Annotated in this window: 10 protein-coding genes; 4 read left to right on the forward strand and 6 right to left on the reverse strand. The window is 52.7% G+C overall.

From position 1 onward, the window contains the following. Positions 1 to 86 precede the first annotated feature (86 nt). The 3 genes from BUA93_RS01875 to metG all read right to left on the reverse strand — a co-directional run bounded on the left by BUA93_RS01875 (position 87) and on the right by metG (position 8,036). A complete protein-coding gene (locus tag BUA93_RS01875) occupies positions 87 to 1,982 on the reverse strand; it encodes a BamA/TamA family outer membrane protein (RefSeq protein WP_072976927.1) in 1,896 nt (631 codons plus the stop codon). Then, positions 1,979 to 5,872 carry a translocation/assembly module TamB domain-containing protein gene (locus BUA93_RS01880; protein ID WP_139257670.1) on the reverse strand — a complete coding sequence of 1,298 codons (3,894 nt, stop codon included), beginning with the start codon at positions 5,870 to 5,872 and terminating at the stop codon, positions 1,979 to 1,981. The genes BUA93_RS01875 and BUA93_RS01880 overlap by 4 nt, the downstream gene beginning before the upstream one ends. A gap of 94 nt (positions 5,873 to 5,966) precedes the next feature. Then, on the reverse strand, positions 5,967 to 8,036 hold the full coding sequence (gene metG, locus BUA93_RS01885) for a methionine--tRNA ligase (RefSeq protein ID WP_072976931.1): 2,070 nt from the start codon (positions 8,034 to 8,036) through the stop codon (positions 5,967 to 5,969). Between the two features lie 110 nt (positions 8,037 to 8,146). On the opposite strand from metG, the gene BUA93_RS01890 reads away from it, so the two are divergent. After that, positions 8,147 to 8,560, forward strand: coding sequence for a hypothetical protein (locus tag BUA93_RS01890; protein WP_072977252.1), 414 nt, complete (start codon positions 8,147 to 8,149; stop codon positions 8,558 to 8,560). Positions 8,561 to 8,598: 38 nt separating this feature from the next. Next, entirely contained in the window at positions 8,599 to 10,011 is a 1,413-nt protein-coding gene (locus BUA93_RS01895; RefSeq protein WP_072976932.1) for an MATE family efflux transporter, read from the forward strand. Here BUA93_RS01895 and BUA93_RS01900 read toward each other — a convergent pair. Together BUA93_RS01900 and BUA93_RS01905 are read right to left on the reverse strand one after the other, a co-directional pair. Further along, positions 10,008 to 12,896: a type IA DNA topoisomerase gene (locus BUA93_RS01900; RefSeq protein WP_072976934.1), complete on the reverse strand. Its 2,889-nt coding sequence runs from the start codon at positions 12,894 to 12,896 to the stop codon at positions 10,008 to 10,010. The two genes, BUA93_RS01895 and BUA93_RS01900, sit on opposite strands and share 4 nt — an antisense overlap. Further along, a complete protein-coding gene (locus tag BUA93_RS01905) occupies positions 12,893 to 13,546 on the reverse strand; it encodes a hypothetical protein (RefSeq protein WP_072976936.1) in 654 nt (217 codons plus the stop codon). Before BUA93_RS01905 ends, BUA93_RS01900 begins: the two co-directional genes overlap by 4 nt. 215 nt (positions 13,547 to 13,761) lie before the next feature. Between BUA93_RS01905 and BUA93_RS01910 the strand changes: the two genes are divergently transcribed. Further along, on the forward strand, positions 13,762 to 16,464 hold the full coding sequence (locus tag BUA93_RS01910; RefSeq protein ID WP_072976938.1) for a fibro-slime domain-containing protein: 2,703 nt from the start codon (positions 13,762 to 13,764) through the stop codon (positions 16,462 to 16,464). Positions 16,465 to 16,785: 321 nt separating this feature from the next. Then, entirely contained in the window at positions 16,786 to 17,520 is a 735-nt protein-coding gene (locus BUA93_RS01915; protein WP_072976940.1) for an SDR family NAD(P)-dependent oxidoreductase, read from the forward strand. A gap of 66 nt (positions 17,521 to 17,586) precedes the next feature. Here BUA93_RS01915 and tgt read toward each other — a convergent pair whose 3' ends face one another. After that, positions 17,587 to 18,723 (reverse strand): tRNA guanosine(34) transglycosylase Tgt, encoded by a 1,137-nt coding sequence (tgt, locus tag BUA93_RS01920; RefSeq protein ID WP_072977254.1) that lies wholly within the window; start codon positions 18,721 to 18,723, stop codon positions 17,587 to 17,589. Positions 18,724 to 18,796 lie beyond the last annotated feature (73 nt).

Raw genomic sequence — 18,796 nt, forward strand, 5'->3', positions numbered from 1 at the left:
ATGATTTGCTTCACCTTCCTCATTTCACACTCCACACTTCACATTTCATACATCACACTCCACACTTTTCACTGCGGCCCTGCCGCCTAGAATGTCTGCGACAGGTCGAACGCGAACCTGCCCCAGCCAAATGCTTCCGGACTCCAGTTGCTCAAATCCTTCTTGAAGGCGTAATCAAGACGGAAGGTCAGGAACTGCCAACGGTAACGTACGCCGAGTCCGAGGCTTTCGCTTTCGCGTTTGGCGTAGATGCTTTCGTTGTCGGTCACGAGAGTCCAGTCGTAGAATTGCACGATTTGCCAGCGTTGCCACGATTTCCATGGGAATGTCCAGCGGATTTCTTCGTTTAGGCGGTAATAAAGTGGCGTGAGGCCGGTGTTGATGCGTTCCTTCTGTTTGGTGCAGTCGTCATCGACGCAAACGGAGTCGGTGTAGCTGGCATAAATGCTGCGGAATCGGTAGCCACGGACGGAACGCGAACCGCCCTGGTAAAATACGCGTGCGTCGTCTTCGAGTGCCTTGGCGAAGAATTTGCCGACGCTTCCGCTTACGGCTCCGTTGAATGTCCAGAATAACGGATGGTACAGGTTTACAGTGAGTTCGCCATAAGTGTAGGGGTCGCCAACCATCGTCAGATTTTGAATGTTTCCGTTCCAGTTAGAACCCGCGCCGAATGTCGGTGCAAGTCGTATCCCTTTAACCGGATTGAAGTAGTCGTCGGTATAGTCAAAGGTGAGGGCGGTTTCTGCTTTCAATTTGAAGAGTTTGTCTTCGTTCTTGTTCACGTATCGGGTATCGAGCGTGCCACGGAAGCGGATGTGCTTGGTGATGCCGAAGGTCAAGTCTGCACGGTTGATGACTTCGTAGCGTTCTTCTAGGCTGTCGGGGTAGGCGGGCGGATTGATTTTTTCGTGGTTCAGCGTGACATGATCTTCAAAGCGGATGGCAGTCGGAATGAAACTGAACGAGGTCCCGAAAAGGAGCGGGTTTGCATAACCAACGGAAGCCTCCTGCTTGTGCTGGGCCACGATGGCGCTGGTTGAAAATTCGTGGAAGTGCCCGAAGAAATTTTTGTGCTTGGCAGATGCATGTGCTCCGAAACCATAAATTTCTTCGTAGAAGAATCCGTAACGCATTTCTCCGGGAATGCGCTCGGTGGCTTCCAGGTAAACATCCGAAAGGCCGTCTTGGCGGAGGGAATCGCGCATCTTGATTTGGGTGAATAACTGTGTCGAGTAGAGTTTCGATCTGAAGGAGTGGTATTGGTTACCGTCGATAATTTCACCCTGGGGAATTTTCCACAGCGAAGAAAGCCAGGTTGTGTCGGTCAGTCCGGCTTCCTTGATTGTGTCTTGCCTGTTGCGCTTGTCACGGGAACGGAAACTTCCGCTCACCATATTGCCCATGATGACTTTTGCTCCGGGATCTACGGTGATTTCAACGCGGATTTTCTTTTGCGCGGTATCCAGGAACTCTACGGAAGAAAGGGTGGCGTGCAAGTATCCTTCTCGGCGGTAAGCCTTCTGGATGTTCTCCATGTCTTCGCCGATATCTTCCTGATTATAGTAGTGGTCTTGCGCCGTGTTCAGTCCGCTTGTGTCTATGTCGACGGTTCTTTCTGGTGGCGCAATCAGCTTGATTCCGTCAAAACGATAACGTTCACCGTCGCGAAAGCTGATGAAATATCCGCGGACAACGCTGTCTGCCGAAATGATGTCCCTCTGGATTTCCATGGAAATGTCCAAGCTGTAGAAACCTCGCGAATAGTAGAGCGCCTTGATGTTTTCGAGCGAGAGGCGCATCATGAAATCCTGCTTGGTAGTATCCATCATGCCGAATTCTTCGGGAACATCCAGCTGTTCTTCCAGCTGAAAACTCGAGAATGCCTTGTTGCCTCGAATATTCAAGTACCAAGGGTGCTTATCTTCTTCGGCAAGACAGTATGCTGTTACGAACAAAAGAAGGAGTAAAATTATTCTCATTTGGATTCCTCCTTCGGTTTGTCCTTGTTTTGCATTGTTTCGCAGCGGCCAAGTCCGAGCAGACAGGGATTCCAGAATCGATAGGTGTAGTCAATATCGATATTTTTCTCGATACGCGATGTTTCACTGCTTTCGGTACCCGTGTTGGTCAGGTACTGTTTTGAAATCAGCATGGCGTTCAGTTCGAGCGATGGCGAAAGATGGTTCTTGTGCGAGTATTCCGCTTCCTGGAACACGGGGAGCGTGTAGTTGACCCCGAATTGCAAGGCTTGGTCGTAGGTACGGTTTTCGCTGCTCTGGTCTTGCGTGTAGCCGAAAATGAGACTGAGGTTCCTTACCCAACGGTCAAGCGATACCGGAACCTTGAAGTAGCTCGAATCCTTGTCACTCGTGGTGTTGTTTTCGAAAAGCATCACCTTCATGTCGATATCACCGATGTAGTCGCCTCCAAGGGTCTTGTTCGCAGTCGACGAGATGACCTTGCCGATTGCCTTACCTGCAAGCTTGTTCCAGTCGGTTTCTTCGCCGTTGTCTTCTGCAATACAACCTAGCAAAATGTTGTAGTAAATCGATGCCGCCGACGATTCTCCGCCGCAGTTCGACGATGGTACCGCCTGCAGGTTGGTGATCGTTCCCTGGAGATCCAGATTGATGGGACAGGTCTCCTTTTCTTTTTCGGAAGTCTCGGAGCAGTAGGGAAGTTCCTGGCTGCTGGATACGTCGATGACGCCGTTTTGCCACGGAACGTCGTTCCAGGAAATCAGAAGGTTGTTCAACTCGAATTCGTATACTTCCCTGACTCCGATAAAACCACTGTTTGTGTTGGTGATATCGCCGCGCAATAGGGGACGCACGGTATTGCCAAGTACCCAAATGTCCATGGAAAGCGGGAAGGTGGCAAACGGGGTGACCACGGCGATGGAGTCCATCTGTGAGTCGCTGACATGCAGGGACAGGTTGATAGGGCTTGCAACAGAAATCTTTTCTTCTTGTGCGCCAGTCTTTCGTAACCTGGCGACAAAATTATTGAACATGGTCAGGTACTTGTCTAGGGCCGACGGCGTGATGTCGATGTCGAAATTCCTGTAGAATACGGCCTTGTCAATCACGATATTTCCGGTAATCGTATTGTTCTTGATGAGTCCTTCGCGGCCGTGCGGAATGCTGAAGCCAATATCGCCACGCGCTTTCGCTTCGGCCTGGCCATAGACTTCGTCGTTAAACTTGTATGAAATCTGAGGAATGTTTGCCGTAATGAGCAGCTCGTCTTCGTTGTCGGTCGTGTGGCTGTGCATGTTTTCGAGCAGAAGCCAGTGACTGCCGGACTGGATGGTGAATCGGTCTGAATTGATATCGATGCCCATCAGCTTCATGCTGTCAAGGCTAAACTGCAGATTGGCCGAGATGACTTCGCCGCTGTCGTTCTGGGTGCGTGCTTCGTTGATGTCCAAGAGTCCATTTTCAAGATGTCCACGCATATAGATGGGGAACTGAACCTTGGTCCTGGGAGGTTCGTAAATGGTGGAGTCTACCCGTAGATCGGCGGTGATACCCTTGAGTCCTTTTTTGAGTTCCGCCGTCATGTCGATGTGCAGGTCGGTATTCTTGATTTCGCTGACGGTTCCCGGAATGAACCAAGAGCCGTTGGCGTCAATGGTTCCGTTGAAAATGAAGTCGTTGTCGATAAATCCCTCGGCCCAGAGGGTTCCTCCGTTATCGCTACCGTGCGAGAAACTGACATGTCGCTTTTCGTTAAAGACGTTGTTGATGATGACTTGCGTGTTGCCCGTCCAGCCGCCCCCGCCGATGTCGAGATAGGAGTTGAGTTCGACCTTGTCGTTTTCGGCAAAAATGTTCAGCTTGCGTATGTTGAAAAGTTCGGGGGGAATGCTCCTGAACTTGATGTCGTAGAAGTCCAGGTTGCCGATGAGCTTGTTGCCTTGCTTGTAGCTCAGGTCGCCGTTGAGCATGCCCGAGGTCAAGGTGCTGTCGTTCAGGGGTTCCAGTAGCAAGGGAATGCTGAACTCGTGAGAAGATATGTTGGCGTAGAGTAACTGTACCGGCAAGAATCCGGAGGTGTGGAAGTCGGGGTTGGAATCGTTCGGCAGGATGAACGCCCCTGTGGCGGTCGCCGTATTCCTGTCATGTGTCGCATCGAACTTGTCTATGAAAATCGTATCGCCATTTTGCCGGACCGCCGCTTCGGCCCCCAGTTTGAAGGCGTCGAGGCGTCCGTCAATAGATACTTCTGCACTTCCGATGTTGTGGTCAAAATCCTGACTCCACTTACCCGTGACGAGTCCATTGATTTTTTTGTCGAGATCGATATCGGAGAAGGGGATTGTTGCAAAGACGACGTGGTCCGCTTCTACATCAAGGGCGATGGTGTCTCCGATGTTCACGTAGGCGCTAGCCTTGCCGCCGTTCCGCTGCGAAACGTTCCAAGAGGTGTGCGGATGCGGATCGTCCCATTTGACATCTCCGTTGAAGTCGAAAGTTTCTTTGGGGGAATAGATGATCCCGTTCGAAAAATCGATGCCCTTGAGGTTGAGATCCAATGACACCTGTAGCGAGTCGGCAGCAATGTGGTAGGCGTTCACGATGGAATTGATTTTGGCTAGAATCTTGAGCGAGTGCCCGTCGAAAGCTCCGTATACCTTGGAACGCGCCCCTAAGGTCAGGTTTCCTTGCGTCCAGTCCAACGCCCATGGTTCGTAAGGGGAAATGTCTCCAGTGAATGTAATCATGAGGGAATCGCTAAGATCGATGGCCCCGTCTACGAGAGAACCTTGTCTAGTTTCTACGGATACATTGATTTTTTTATCGTGCAATTCCGCGGACTTGATTTCCATGTCCATCGGCATCATCTGAGGACCGAATTCGGCACTCATCTGTTTGACGCGCCCCGTCATAAAACCGTTCATATTCTTGTCAAAGGAGCCGTTCAGCTTGATGCTTCCTCCCTCGTCGTTCTTCAGGAGGATATCTATGTCCAAATTGTTCTGGTCTCCCGCAAGCTTTATAGAGACATCTTCTGGCAGCAATGGCCAGAATTCCCCGACCCTGGTCTTGATGGTTGCGTTGTAGGTGGTGCGTTTCTTTTGCAGGTCAACGGTCGCGTCTGCGGAAACTTTCAGTTTTTCAATCTTGGGAACGATGTCGGGCAATTCAACGGGAATCCAGTCCTTGGGATTGCTAATCGTCATGTTCGTGGAAGTCTTCAGCGAGGTCAGATTGTCCTTGGGTGCCTCGATATTGACGTTCAGGGAGTCCGACTTCGTTTTTACCTTGCCTTTGAGTTTCAGTTTCTGGGTTTCGAAGTTGGCATTCAGGGCGATACTTGTGGCTGAGGGCAAGAAGTCGCCTGTGGCTTCCTGGACATTGAGCTGAACGGATTTTCCGCCGTGGTTTCTTGCTGAAATGTTTTTTGCTTGCCATCCTTTGCCGTCCGATAACATGACCTGGGCATTCTGGACATCAAGCTGGACTAAAACGGGTATGTTCAGGTTGTCGGGTAATTTTGGTGGGCCGGTTTGGGCGTCGTCGGTATTCTGCATTCCGGAATCGCTGGGGAGTTGGATTACCGCGATGACGGAGTCGACTTGCAATTTGGCTCCCCTTGCGCTTCCAAGCAGGGTGATGTCCAGGTCTGGATTAGCGACCTTGATTTCGGTCCCGTCTACGGATATGCGGACGGAATCGAAATGGTGGACCAGCAGGTTTTCCATGCTATGGCCGTAGGGGGTAATTGTGACGCCTGCAAAAGTGTGCGGAGTGGACAAAATTCGCTCGAAAAGCGCACGCGCAAACCAGACGCCAAGGGCAATGGCGCCAACAACAGCCGTGGCAAAGACGGCTGTTCCTACAAATGTCGTAGGTCGTTTACTCAACTTGATTACAAGTATAGAAAATATGGAAACCGCAATCGGCTTCCATATTCAAAATGAGTGCGTAAATTGTTGATGCTCAATAAGTTACGAATTTCTAGTGTATTCCGGCGCCGTCAGCGACATCGCAGGTCACCGGCTTTCCGTTTACCTCAAGTGCGAGTGTATCGCAGAACACGGCGCCACCCTTTGCGGAAAGCGCGATCTTCTCGAAATCTTTCACCTTGAGTTCACGCGGTTCGCTCGGAGCTACACCCTTAAATAGGGCGCGGTCACCCGGCTTTGCGTCTTCTGGAACGCTCACGAGTCTGCACTTGTGCGTTTCGGGTTCGAGGTCGCCTGCGAAAAGCATACCCTGGCTCATAATGCCGCGGAGTGCGCTCGGCTTCAGGTTTGCGAACAGGAGAATCTTTCTGTTCTGGAGTTCTTCGGCCTTGTAGCTGCTCTTGAGTCCGCTGCAAATCGTGCGGGGCTCGCCTTCGCCAGCATCTACCTTGAGTACATACAAACTAGTAGCGTCCGGGTGGTCCGCCACTTCGACAATCTGCGCCACGCGGAGGTCCATCGCTGCGGGAACATCGGCAGCTGTCAGCGGCTTGTTCTGCTTGGGCTTCTGCTGGACTTCCTGCTTCTTGACTTCTTCCTCGATACGCGGGAAGAGCGGCTTGCCTTCGCCGAACACTTCGCCACCCTTGAGGATGCCCCAGGCGAGGTCGTTCACGTCGGTGAACTTGCTGCCGATCATGGCTAGGCCTTCCTGAGCCTTGGTCGGAATCACCGGCCATAGCAGGCACAGCGAGAGACGCACGGCTTCGGCAGAAATGTAGAGAACCGTTGCGAGTTCGTCCTTTGCGGCGGGATCCTTCGCGAGTTTCCACGGGGCCTTGATTTCAAGATAGCGGTTGATGCTGCGCACCAGCGACATGATTTCGTCAATCACCTGCGAAAGTTTCACCTGCGGCACCCATTCCATCACGTTGCCAATCACGCGCTTTGCGATCGAGACGACTTCATTGGCGGCATCATCCAGGTTCGATGCGGCGGGAAGCTTGCCTTCAAAGTTGGTGAGCACCAGGCGGTGTACGCGGTTCAGCACGTTGCCGAGGTCGTTGGCGAGGTCGCTGTTGATGCGTCGAACAAAGCTTTCGTGCGTGAAGTTTGCGTCTTGTCCCACGACCATTGCCGAGGCGAGGAAATAGCGGAATGCATCTACGCCGTACTTGGTCATGTAATCCATCGGATTCACCACGTTACCTGCGGACTTGCTCATCTTGTCGCCTCCGTTCACGAGCCACCAGCCGTGGGCGAGGATGTGCTGCGGAAGCGGAATGTCGAGGGCCATGAGCATGGTCGGCCAGTACACGCTGTGAGTCGTCAAAATGTCCTTGCCGATGAGGTGATATGTGGCGGGCCAAATCGGCGTGCCGTCGGCATAAGTCTTGTGGAAGGCGGTCGAGGCGCTCACGTAGTTCAAAAGGGCGTCGAACCATACGTAGGTCACGTAGTCCTGGTCAAAGGGCAGCGGAATGCCCCAGCTGAGGCGTGCCTTCGGGCGGCTAATGCACAGGTCGTTCAGCGGCTGGCGCAGGAATCCGCGGATTTCGTTCCAGCGGTAGTCCGGTACAATCCAGTCCTTGTGGCTTTCCAAAAAGTCAATCAGCTTCTGCTGGTAAGAACTCATCTTAAAGAAGTAGTTCTTTTCCTTGAGCCATTCCACCGGGCGGTGACTGATGGGGTCGCACTTGTTTTCGTCAAGTTCGTCTTCGCCAAAGAAGCGTTCTTCGCCGACAGAGTACCAGCCTTCGTATTCCTTCGAGTAGATTTCACCCTTGTCCCAGAGCTTCTGGAGGCATTCTTGCACGAAGGCCTTGTGTTCGGGCATTGTGGTGCGGATAAAGAAGTCGTTTTCGATATCCATCTTTTTCCACAGGTCTTCGAAACGGTGGTAGTATTCGTCCACGTGCTGCTGCGGCGTGACTTCGCGCTTGGCGGCGGCGCGCTGCACCTTCTGGCCATGTTCGTCGGTACCGGTTAAGAAGAAGGTCTGGTAGCCGATAATCTTGTGGAAGCGGGTCAAAATATCCGCGAGGACAGTGGTGTAGGAGTGCCCGATATGCGGGGCGTCATTCACGTAATAAATCGGGGTTGTAACGTAAAAATTCTTCATGCGCTCAAATGTAGAAAAAACACTTCGGAGGCGTCAAAAACCGCTCCAAAAGGTCTATGGTTTTCTTGAAAGGCGCAATTATATTTATTTTTGATTGGACTGGAGAGCTTATGAATTGTAGAATATTGATGCGTTTCGTGGGGGTGAGCGAGGAACTCGCGGCAATTTATGATGCCCTCATGGAACAGTACCCCGAAATGGACTTGCCCAGTGAAGATGCGGGCGAGTGGTATTCGGTGGACGATGTGATGATGGACGAGTACGAATGCCGCTTCGAGGAACTCCCCGATGGCGAACTTTTGGCGATGGACGGATCTGTCCTGATCGAAGATGAACTCCCCGAAGATTTTTTTGCGGAGCTCATGGAACGTTTCGAACATGTCTACGGGGCCTTCAAATGGTCTTCCCTCGATGTGGGAGTCGGTTGCGGCACAAGCGACGGCTGGGGCGAGTTTATCCCGGACTATGCCGATGACTATTCCGACGAAGCGAACGAAATTTCCGAAGCCGTCATCGGTTTCTAAAAAATACTCGTGTAAAAAATTCTATCTTTGGCCACCCTATGGTCGATGCAATACTGAATAGGTTCTATAGGCCGTCTCGATTCAAGAAAAACGGCGATGTGAAGGATGTGCTGGTTGTTGCGCTACCGATGCTTCTGTCAATGTCGTTCGATACATTGATGACCTTTATCGATCGCTTGTTTCTTTCGAAGCTTGGTCCTGCCGAAATGAATGCGGCCCTCGGCGCGGGGGCGGTACAGCTGGCCCTCACGATGTTCTTTACGGGGATGATCAGTTACACGACCGCCATGGTGGCGCAACGGCTGGGGGGCAAACGGCGATGGGACTGCGCCCGAGCGTTTATGCAGGCGCTCTATGTTTCGCTGATGTGCGTGCCGCTCCTGTATTTGACGATTCCCCTAGGACACGTTGTTTTTGGTATGGAACATTTGCCGGCAGACCAGCTGCAGTATCAGAAAACCTATTTCAACATCTTGATGTTTGGTGGCGTCATCAACTTGGTGCGCAATGTGGCGCCTTGTTTCTTTAGCGGTATCGGTGAAACGAAAATCGTGATGAAGGCAGCCTTCGTGGGCATGCTCGTGAATGTAGCCTGCAATTTCGTGCTGATTTACGGTATGGGGCCAATTCCTGCTCTGGGCGTGGCGGGCGCTGCTTACGGGACACTTATCGGGAATTTAGTTTCGACCGTCATCCTGTTCGCTAAATTTTTCGGCAAGAGCTGTCATCGTCGTTTCCGCACGCGCTACGCATTTGCTTTCAGCTGGCCCTTGACGCAGGAACTTTTGAAAAAGGGAATTCCGTCGGGAGTCGAAATGTTCCTGAACATGTCGGCGTTCCAGCTGCTAATCCTGATGTTCCATGCGCTCGGTCCTGAGTCGGCGACAGCATCTTCGGTGATGTTCAACTGGGACATGGTGGCCTATGTTCCCCTGATGGGGCTTGAAGTTGCTTCTACAAGCCTTGTGGGGCGTTATGTGGGCGCGAAGGACGGGGCGGCAGCCTCCCGTTCCACTTATTCGGGTCTCAAGCTCGGCTGGGGCTATTCCTTGCTGATGGGCATTTTCTTTATATTCCTGCCGGGCATACTTACGGATATTTTCAAGCCCGATGTGACCGAGGCGTCAGCCGAAGCCATTGCAATCTTCGAATCGGCGCGTCCCATGAGTATCTTTATGTTGCGGATAGCGACCCTCTACATATTCGTAGAAGTCCTGCTGGTCATTTATGCGGGAGCTCTCCGCGGGGCGGGCGATACGCTATGGGTCATGTTTGCCTGTGCCATTATGAACTGGTGCGTGGCGGGTTCGTTGTACCTGGTAGCCTATGTGTTCGGTCTGCCTGCGCATCTCGCCTGGATTGCGGTCGTTGCGGTTTACAGCACGGCTCCGGTTCTTTTCTGGCTTCGCTGGAAAAACGGCAAGTGGCGCCGCCATATCCTGGATGTCTAGCCGTTAATGACTTCGACGGTTAACTTGTTGAAACCGATTTTGCCACCATCCCTTATTTCAAGAGCTGCGCGGAAGGTGGTGTCGTTTTTCTTGAACGGCTCCAGTACGGGGGTGCACTTGTTCTTGAGCAACCCTTCGACTTCTTCATCGCTGAATTTGCGCTGGTAGAATATCTGCGGAATACCGTAGCCGCATTGCGGGTTCATGCAGACGAAGGCGGCGTGCGTTTCGTTGCCTTGCGAAGTCGTTCCGCTGCGGAACCGTAGCTGGTCTCCACAGACGGGGCAGGGGAGGTTCCGGTGCAGGAATTCGAAGATGGCGCGGCCCCTGTCGGCGCCTTCGCCCCACTTGAGGCGCGCGGTAAATACGGCGCCTTTCTTGCTCTTGAAATCCTGGATGAGAGGCGTTGCCCCGTTGGTGAAAAGTTCGCTTATTTCTGCGGCGGTCAACGTGTGTCCTGCGACTGTCTTGAACAGCGTGAAGTTGCAATCTCCCGCACCGTCATTTGTCGTTGCGGTCGTTCCCTCATTTGTTGTCCCGGTCGCATCCTCGTTGGTCGTCCCGGCCGTCCCCTCGTTTGTCATCCCGGCCGTTCCCTCATTTGTCATCCCGGCCGTAGTGCCGGGATCCTTAGTCGCAGTACAGAATATCGCGTTCTTGTTTTCTTCGAGAACGGCTCCGCAGAGCGGGCACCTGTATTCGGTTTTCTGTCCGTGGAACTTGCCGTCGCTTTCGAATTCGAATTGGATGTTGAAATCCTTGTCGACGGTGAGTTTTGCCGCGAATTCGGTTCCTTTCTTGCTCTTGAATCCGACGAGGGGGCCGACTGCTTTGTTTGTGAGCAGTTCCTTCATCTCGTGGTGGCTGAGCATGCGGCCCGCTACGGTGTGCCCGATCTTGAAGGTGCAGGCTTCGTTCTTGCAGGTATAACCCCAGGGGGCGATTTCCAGGGGCTGTCCGCACTTAGGGCAGCCAATGGCGTCGGTCACGGTTTCGCGTTCGAACTGGCAGCCGTATCGTGCGTGTAAATCGGCGAACAGCTGCTTCACGTATTCCACGATGCCGTAGCGGAATTCCACCGGCGAAAGTTTGCCTTTTTCGACTTGCGAAAGCTGGTATTCCCATTCGCCCGTCATCTCGGGCGATTTTACCTTTTCGTCCATCAGCTCAATGACTTCGCGACCGCGGGCGGTGCTCACCAGGTAGTTCTTTTGCGCCTTGATAAATCCGCGTTTCTTGAGTGTCTCGATGATGCCCGCCTGTGTTGCCGGCGTTCCGAGCCCGCGGTCCTTCATGGCTTCGGCGAGTTCTTCGTTCTCAATCTGCTTTCCCGCGGTCTTCATCGCGGCAAGGAGCGTGGCTTCGGTGTAGTACTTGGGCTTGCTCTTCTTTTTCTTTTGCAGTTCGATGCTGTCGAACGGGGTGTGGTCGCCGACATTCCATTCGGGGAAACTTTCGACCTGGTTCGTGATTTCGTCGCTGTCGCCCTTGCCTTCGGCAGCGGCGTCCTTATTGTCGGTCGGTGAGCCTGTCGAACCGTTCTTTTTCTTGCCTTTCGTCTCTTCTTTCGTCAGCGCGCGGAAACCCAAGTCTTCGTTGCGCTTGAGCTTTAATCTGAATAAATCTTTCGTCTCTCGTCTTTCGTCTCTTGTCTGTAAAATCACCTCCATTTCGTTCCAGACATACGGTTTCAGCCAAGCCTGTACAAAGCGTTCCTTCGCGAGTTCGTAGATTTTCTGTTCCATTTCAGGGAGTCCGTTTGGAACTTCTCCTGTTGGGATAATCGCGTAGTGGTCCGTGACTTTGCTCGAATTGATAAAGACGAAATTTTCTTCGGCGCTCCGCATCACGCCTTTCTGCTCGGGGCTCGCAAGCCTTTGTGCAAGTGCGTAGGCTTCCTGTTTCATATTGTCGGGCAGGTACTGCGAGTCAGTACGCGGGTAGGTCAAAAGTTTTTTTTCGTATAAATTCTGTGCGCAGTCAAGCACCTGCTGGGCGCTGTATTTGAACCGTTTGTTGCCTTCTTTCTGCAACTCCGTGAGGTCGAAAGGCTTCTGTGGAAACTGCTTCTTTTGCTGCGTATCGATTTTTGCAATCGCAATATCGGCAGGAGGACTGCACCGTGTCACCACGGCGTTCGCACCGGCCTCTTTCTCGAAAACAGCAACTTTATCTTCTGCGAGGTACTGTGCCTGGAATCCTTTCCAGGTTCCGACGACACTATAGTAATACAGTTCCTTGAACTGTTCCACGATGGCGTCGCGTTCCACGACCAGGTTCAGGGTCGGCGTCTGCACGCGTCCCACCGAAATCATTTTCCCGCGACCGGCCGTCAAGGTGTAGGCTCGCGTGGCGTTCAGCCCGACCATCCAGTCGGCTCGTTGTCTCAGACGGGCTGCGTAGCTCAGGTTCACGCGCTGCGTGGCATCTTCCAGATTTTTCCAGGCCTTGTCGAGGTCCTTTGCCACGTAGCTGTTGACCCAGAGTCGCTTGATGGTCTTCTGCTTGAAGGTGGGGGTGTAGTCGAGGATCAGGTCGAAAATCAGGTTTCCTTCGCGTCCGGCATCCGCGCCGTTCACGAGAACGTCCGCCTGCTCCATCATCTGTCGCACCACGTTGAGTTGTTTCTTGGTGCTTTCGATTTCCATTAGTCGGAATTTTTCGGGGAGCAGGGGCAGGTTCGAAAGTCGCCATCCTCCTTCAAAGCCGGGGTAGGCGTCCAGCGGGGCAAGTGTAATCAGGTGGCCCACGCACCAGGTAATGCAATGGTTCTTACCAATCAGGCAACCGTCGCCCTGGGTGAATTTTTCACCTTCCAGGCGTTCGAGCATGGGGCGATAGTGCTGGTTTGCGACGGAGGGCTTTTCGGCGACAAGCAGAATCACGGGGCGTCATCCTGTTTGGGGGCCGAAGAGTCCCCGAGGTCGATTTGTAACAGATTCCCTTCCCAGGCGGCCTTGGCGTTTCGCAACTTGGCGAGTGAGTCGTCGTCGGCTCCGCTGGTGTCGCGGAGTTCCATCAGGTCCCGGTAGCCTTGGGCGAGTTCGTGTGCCTTGGGGTAGTCCGTCTCGAGTTCGTCAAGCTCCTTAAGGATTGCCTCGTCCGAATAGAGTCTCGCGATTCCTTCCAGGGTCCTCAGGATAAAATCTTCATGGCGTCCTTCTTGACGGGCCGATTGAGCTTCTTCGAATTCCAATGGACGGATACGATCCATCCAGGCTGCTTCGGCGCCAAAAAGTTCGTTGTCCTCGGCCAGGGCGTCCTTTTTTCTAGTAAGTTCCAGTTGCTTTTGCATAAAGGGGCGGTAGGACTCGGTATCTAGGTCCGTCCCCATTTTGGTGCAAAAATTTTTCAGATTCTGTAAGTTCCCGTTGGTCGGGTTGTTCAGAAGGCATTCCTTGAGCACGGCGAGCTGGTCTTTGGGGGCTAGTCGCTTGAATCCTTCGCCCTTCATGTTGGCGTCCTTGATTTTTAACCAAAAAATGCGTAAAAGGATGGCGACGATTGCGATTGTAAATAGGGTAGAAATTGACATCTTGTCCTACTATTTAGAATATTTGGGGCGAAAAAAACAAAAATTGAGCCAAAAACGCCCGGTGTCTGTTCAAAATGGCGTAAAAGCAGTCTCCATAATTCGCCAAAGGGCCTGTTTTTCCTTTTTTTTTCATAAATGGCGTTTTAAATCGGGTAGAAAAAGGTGTATATTTAGGGGTGAATGTTTTTAACCCATCTTTAAGGTGTGGAGATATTATGAAGCTGTTTGGTAAAAAAGGTAAGAATGTTCTCGGTGCTGTAATCGGTTGTGCATCGATGCTCTATGCTGTAGACGACATTCGTCAGTTGGATATCGTGGTCCGCGATTTCCAGCCGAATCACCCGGACTTTGAAAACTTCTCGGAAGAAGCTGTCGCCCATGACAACCAGATATTCAACTATTCCGCTAACGGTGCGTTGATGAATGTCTACGGCTACGATGCCACGTGGCTCGGCAAAAGGGCTTGCCATACGACTTGTGGTAACATGGCCTCCAAAACGGGAGCCCTGATTGCCCGTGACGGCCATCCCAAGACGGTGAACCCGGTGTTGCCGCCCTATTTGCAGACTGCCTCCATGGATGAAACCTTGGAATACGGTGAATGTGAAACATCGACGGTTCCTGGAATCACGCAGCGCGGTTATAGAAACGCATTGAATACGGTGAGCGGCTTTGTCTGCCAGGGCAACAAGACTTATTGGGCGAATCCGGTGTACTACACCCCGGGGATGGTCGCTACCTACATGCAATTCGACGCTCCCAACCCAGAAACGGGTGAACGAGACATGTATGACGGTGCCCATATCGTAAAGCTGAATGAACTTTGTGACAACCAGTTCTTCGACCAGTGGTACAACGATGTGGATGGCTGGAACCTGAGAACGAACATGACCATGGATATTCCGAAGGATCCGGCCGGTTCGAACTATTATATCTATGACTACAACTACAATAACGGTGGTTACTCGCCTCTCGATTCTATTGATCCGGTAAGTAAAAAGTGGATTCAGCCCAAGGTCTGTAATCCGGATATCCAGGAAAACAAGAAGTGTGAACAGTACGGTCCGCAGAGTCTTTCCATTTTCTGTCCGCCGTACGATTACCAGTACAACAAGACCCAGACCGACTTCCAGGGAGCCAACACTTACGCCCTTTGCACGTCCTGGTTGCAGAATGGCGGTCCCCGAGCCGTTACGGGTCCTATGGCAAACGTTGTCTATGGCGACGGTGTTCGCCCCACCACGAATATCACTCCTTACGGCAGTGCCGCGTGGAATGCCACCCAAGCGCATGGCGATCTTGGCTGGAAGCACCTGCGTAATTATGCCTTTACGATGATGGGTTATGCTAAGTTCAAGTATCGTGCCGCAAACCAGGTTCCGACTCCCGAAGTCTTTGAATTCGCGGGTGACGACGATATGTGGATCTATGTGGACGGTGTGCTCGCGGTGGATTTGGGCGGTACCCACTTGTCTGCTCCGGGTAGCGTGAACATCCAAACGCTTGCCTTGAATAACCATGGTTGCCATGCGGGTGAACCGCTTTCAGGCGATTCCAACTGCGAAGGCGCCTCTGACGCAACCGGTTGGGCCGACAATACTTGGCATCACCTGCACTTCTTCTATGCGGACCGCCAGACCGATGGTTCCAACATCTATATTAGAACGTCCCTTTCTGAACTTGCTCCGTCCCGCTACGGTCAGCCGGCCGTCGGTAGCGTGGTGGTCACTGTGGATGAAAACGGTAACCAGAACGTGAGCATGCTCTTGAACACGACTCTGGATGACAATACGCTTGCCATGATGCAGACCTCTGGACAGCCGGCGATCCTTGTTATGCGCGAAGTGGAAAATGCCGACGGAACGAAGTCCAAGGTCGTTTATGGCTTCTATATTAGCTCGGTGCAGCAAGGCCAGAACAAAGGCTCCTCTGGAGTGCAGTACGACTTCTCGGGTGTCCTGATGGACCTGCAGGGTAATATCGTTGAAACGGGTATCGTGGGTAACGACAAGATTGCGTTCAACTACCCGAAAACCGAAGGCCTTGTTTCTGATGAAGATGCCGCCGCCCTGTATTCTGAAGTCTGGACCCAGTTGATGGGCTGGGCCGAAAAGATGAGCTTCTCGGTTATGTCTTCGTCTGGCAAGGGCGTGACCGGTCCTCCCAACTCTTACGAAGACTGGGCAAACACCAAGCTCGTGGCAAACACCAAGGTGGCTTCGTTTACGCTTGACTCCCTCATTGAACGTCCTGACTTTACGGGTCAGTCCAATATCCTTACTCAGGTTGCCGACAATAATTCCGGTGAACTGCCGCTGAACTACACGGCCGACCTGTTGATCGCTTCTATTCCTGCCGGTAAGGGCCGCAACGGAAACCCGCTTGACTTGACCCCCGCAGAAAAGAAGGTTTACTCTGCTGCTGCACCGGAAGCGGGCTCTACCGGTAACCAGACGACAGCTTTTGTTGGTGGTAATGCCTCTGGCGCCTCTGGAATGTGCTACGGTAACGGTGATGGCACCAATGAAAGCTGCACCAGTATTGCTTATCCGGTTTCCGGTCCGTTCCGCCTGAATGTTCGCGTCTTTGACCATCTGGGTCATTTCGTAAGCCAGTACCAGCAGATCGTGACCGAAGAAATGCTGCACAAGGCGTTGGGTACTGAATCGCACCCGAGCGGATGCACCAAGCCGCTCTATGGTGAAACGGGTGCTGCCTGGATTACCGTCAAGATGTATCCGGTCTCGCAGAATGGCCGTCTCCTTGCAACGGGTCCCTACATTTACCAGGTGACTTTCGTGCAGGAACAGACGACGCATTGCCTTGTGGTGGGTGCTACCCCGCAGGACAACACCGTGTTCTATAGCCGTTCGAGCGACACCTACCGCTTTGGTTATAAGCGCAGCAAGCACAAGTAATTTCTGGCAAATTTAAATCTGAAATCCCCGGCATGGCCGGGGATTTTTGCACTTATGTCCGTTCCTCATCCAGTAGCCGTACGCCTGTATGTCCAGCAACAGTAACCCCGTTCGTCATGCAACAGTAATCCCATACGTCATCCTGCCCCAGTATGGGGCGGGATCCAGTGGCAGCATTCCTGCTTAAGGAATGAAAGATCTTCCCTTTACTTTTGTATACAGAAAAGGGCGGATTTGTTTTGCTTTTTGGGGTGCGAAAGTCTATTTTTTTATTTGGAAATACGGCGGATTGTTTCGTCGTTAAAATAAAAAGGATGGATTATGATCGACGTGAAGGGCAAATGGACCTTGATTACCGGCGGCTGCCGTGGAGTTGGCCGTCTCACCGCTATCGAAATGGCGAAACTCGGTGCGAACATCATTTTGCAGGGGCGCGACAAGGCTCATGCCGAACCGGTGATTGCCGAACTCAAGAAGTATGGTGTTGAAGTCCGCGCCGTAGGCTGTAACCTTGAAAACGAATCCGAAATTGATGCGGCTCTTGCCGAAATTGATAGCTGGGGAGTGCAGGTGGACCTCGTGTTCAACAATGCCGGGCTCATGAGCCATTACTTTACCGACTACCTGACCAATACCATGGACGATTTCCACCACGCCATGGCGGTGAATTTCTTTGCTCCTATCAAGATCGCCTATCACTTTTTGCCGGGCATGATCAAGCGCGGTTTTGGCCGTATGCAGCTCACTACGAGTGGTATTGCGAATGAACCCGAACTGATGGGGTATGCGTGCGCCAAGGCCGCTCTCACCAAGTTCGTGAAGGATTTCGCCTGCAAGCTGAATGGTACCGACGTGATGATGAACGTGATGGATCCGGGTTGGCTCCGCACGGATCTCGGCGGCCCGAACGCACCTAACGCTCCCGAATCCGTGATTCCGGGCTCCATGGTCTCTGTGCTTCTTGACGACAAGAAGAGCGGCCGTTGGTTCAGCGCACAGGAATTTACCGGTATGTCCCTTGCCGACGCAGTTGAAAAGGGCAAGTCTGTAGAATAATTGAAAAATCGAGGTGTTTGATAAAAGGTCCGGCAAAGAATGCTGGACCTTTTTAAGTGCTCGGGACTATTGAAGGTCGCGCTGCAAAATTTCGCACTTTTCCTTTTTCCATTCCTCGAAGGTGTCGTCGGCGATGTGCTGCTTGGCCTCGCGCATCAGGTGCAGGTAAAAGTGCAGGTTGTGAATGCTTGCAAGCGTAAACCCGAGGGATTCTCCGGCGTGATGCAGGTGGCGCAGGTACGCGCGGCTAAAGTTGCGGCAGCAGTAGCAGTCGCAATTCGGGTCGACCGGCTTGTCGAATTCTTCGGCATGGCGGGCGGCCTTGTAGCGTAATACACCTTCGCTGGTAAAGAGCATTCCGTTGCGGGCGTTTCGGGTAGGCATCACGCAGTCGCACATGTCCACGCCGCGCTCGATGAGTTCGAGCAGGTTCCACGGCGTTCCGACGCCCATCACGTAGCGGGCGTGGTCCTGCGGCAGAATGTCGGTGCAGAAGTCGGCGATTTCGTACATGGTTTCGGTCGGTTCGCCGACAGAAAGGCCGCCCATGGCATAACCGTCGGGGCCAAGTTCCGCGATGCGTTCGATAGCCTGCTTGCGCAGGTCCTTGTGCATGCCGCCCTGGATGATTCCGAAGAATTGCTGGTCGTAGCCGTGAATGGGCGGGTGTTCCTTGAGCCATTGCATGGCCTCGGCCGTCCACTTGAGCGTGAACTTGAGGCTATGTTCGGCTTCCTTGGCGGTACTCGGGAACGGAGTACATTCGTCAAGCGCCATGATGATGTCCGCGCCGATTTCGCGCTGGGCGTTCATCACGCTTGCCGGACTGAAAAAGTGCTTCGAACCGTCCAGGATGCTTCTGAATTCCACACCATCGGGGGTGATTTTGCGCAAATCCTTCAGACTCCACACCTGGAATCCGCCGCTATCCGTCAAGACGGGGCCGTCCCAGCCCATAAATTTGTGGATGCCGCCCGCTTTTGCGATTCGCGGGGTGGTGGGGCGCAGGTAAAGGTGATAGGTGTTTGCAAGGATAATTTCGGCCTTGATGTCCTTAAGTTGCGCGGGCGTTACCGCTTTTACGGTCGCTTCGGTGCCCACAGGCATGAAAATCGGCGTTGTCACGTCGCCATGGTCGGTGTGGACCACGCCAAGACGCGCTTTTGACTTTTTGGAGGTCTTTAGAAGCTCAAAACGGTTCATTAAGCCCAAATATAAAAAAACATATCGCAAAATCCAATTTTTTGAATCTAATTCCGAAATCCGAACTCTGAAA

The sequence above is a fragment of the Fibrobacter sp. UWH4 genome, assembly GCF_900142475.1.
Lineage (GTDB): Bacteria > Fibrobacterota > Fibrobacteria > Fibrobacterales > Fibrobacteraceae > Fibrobacter.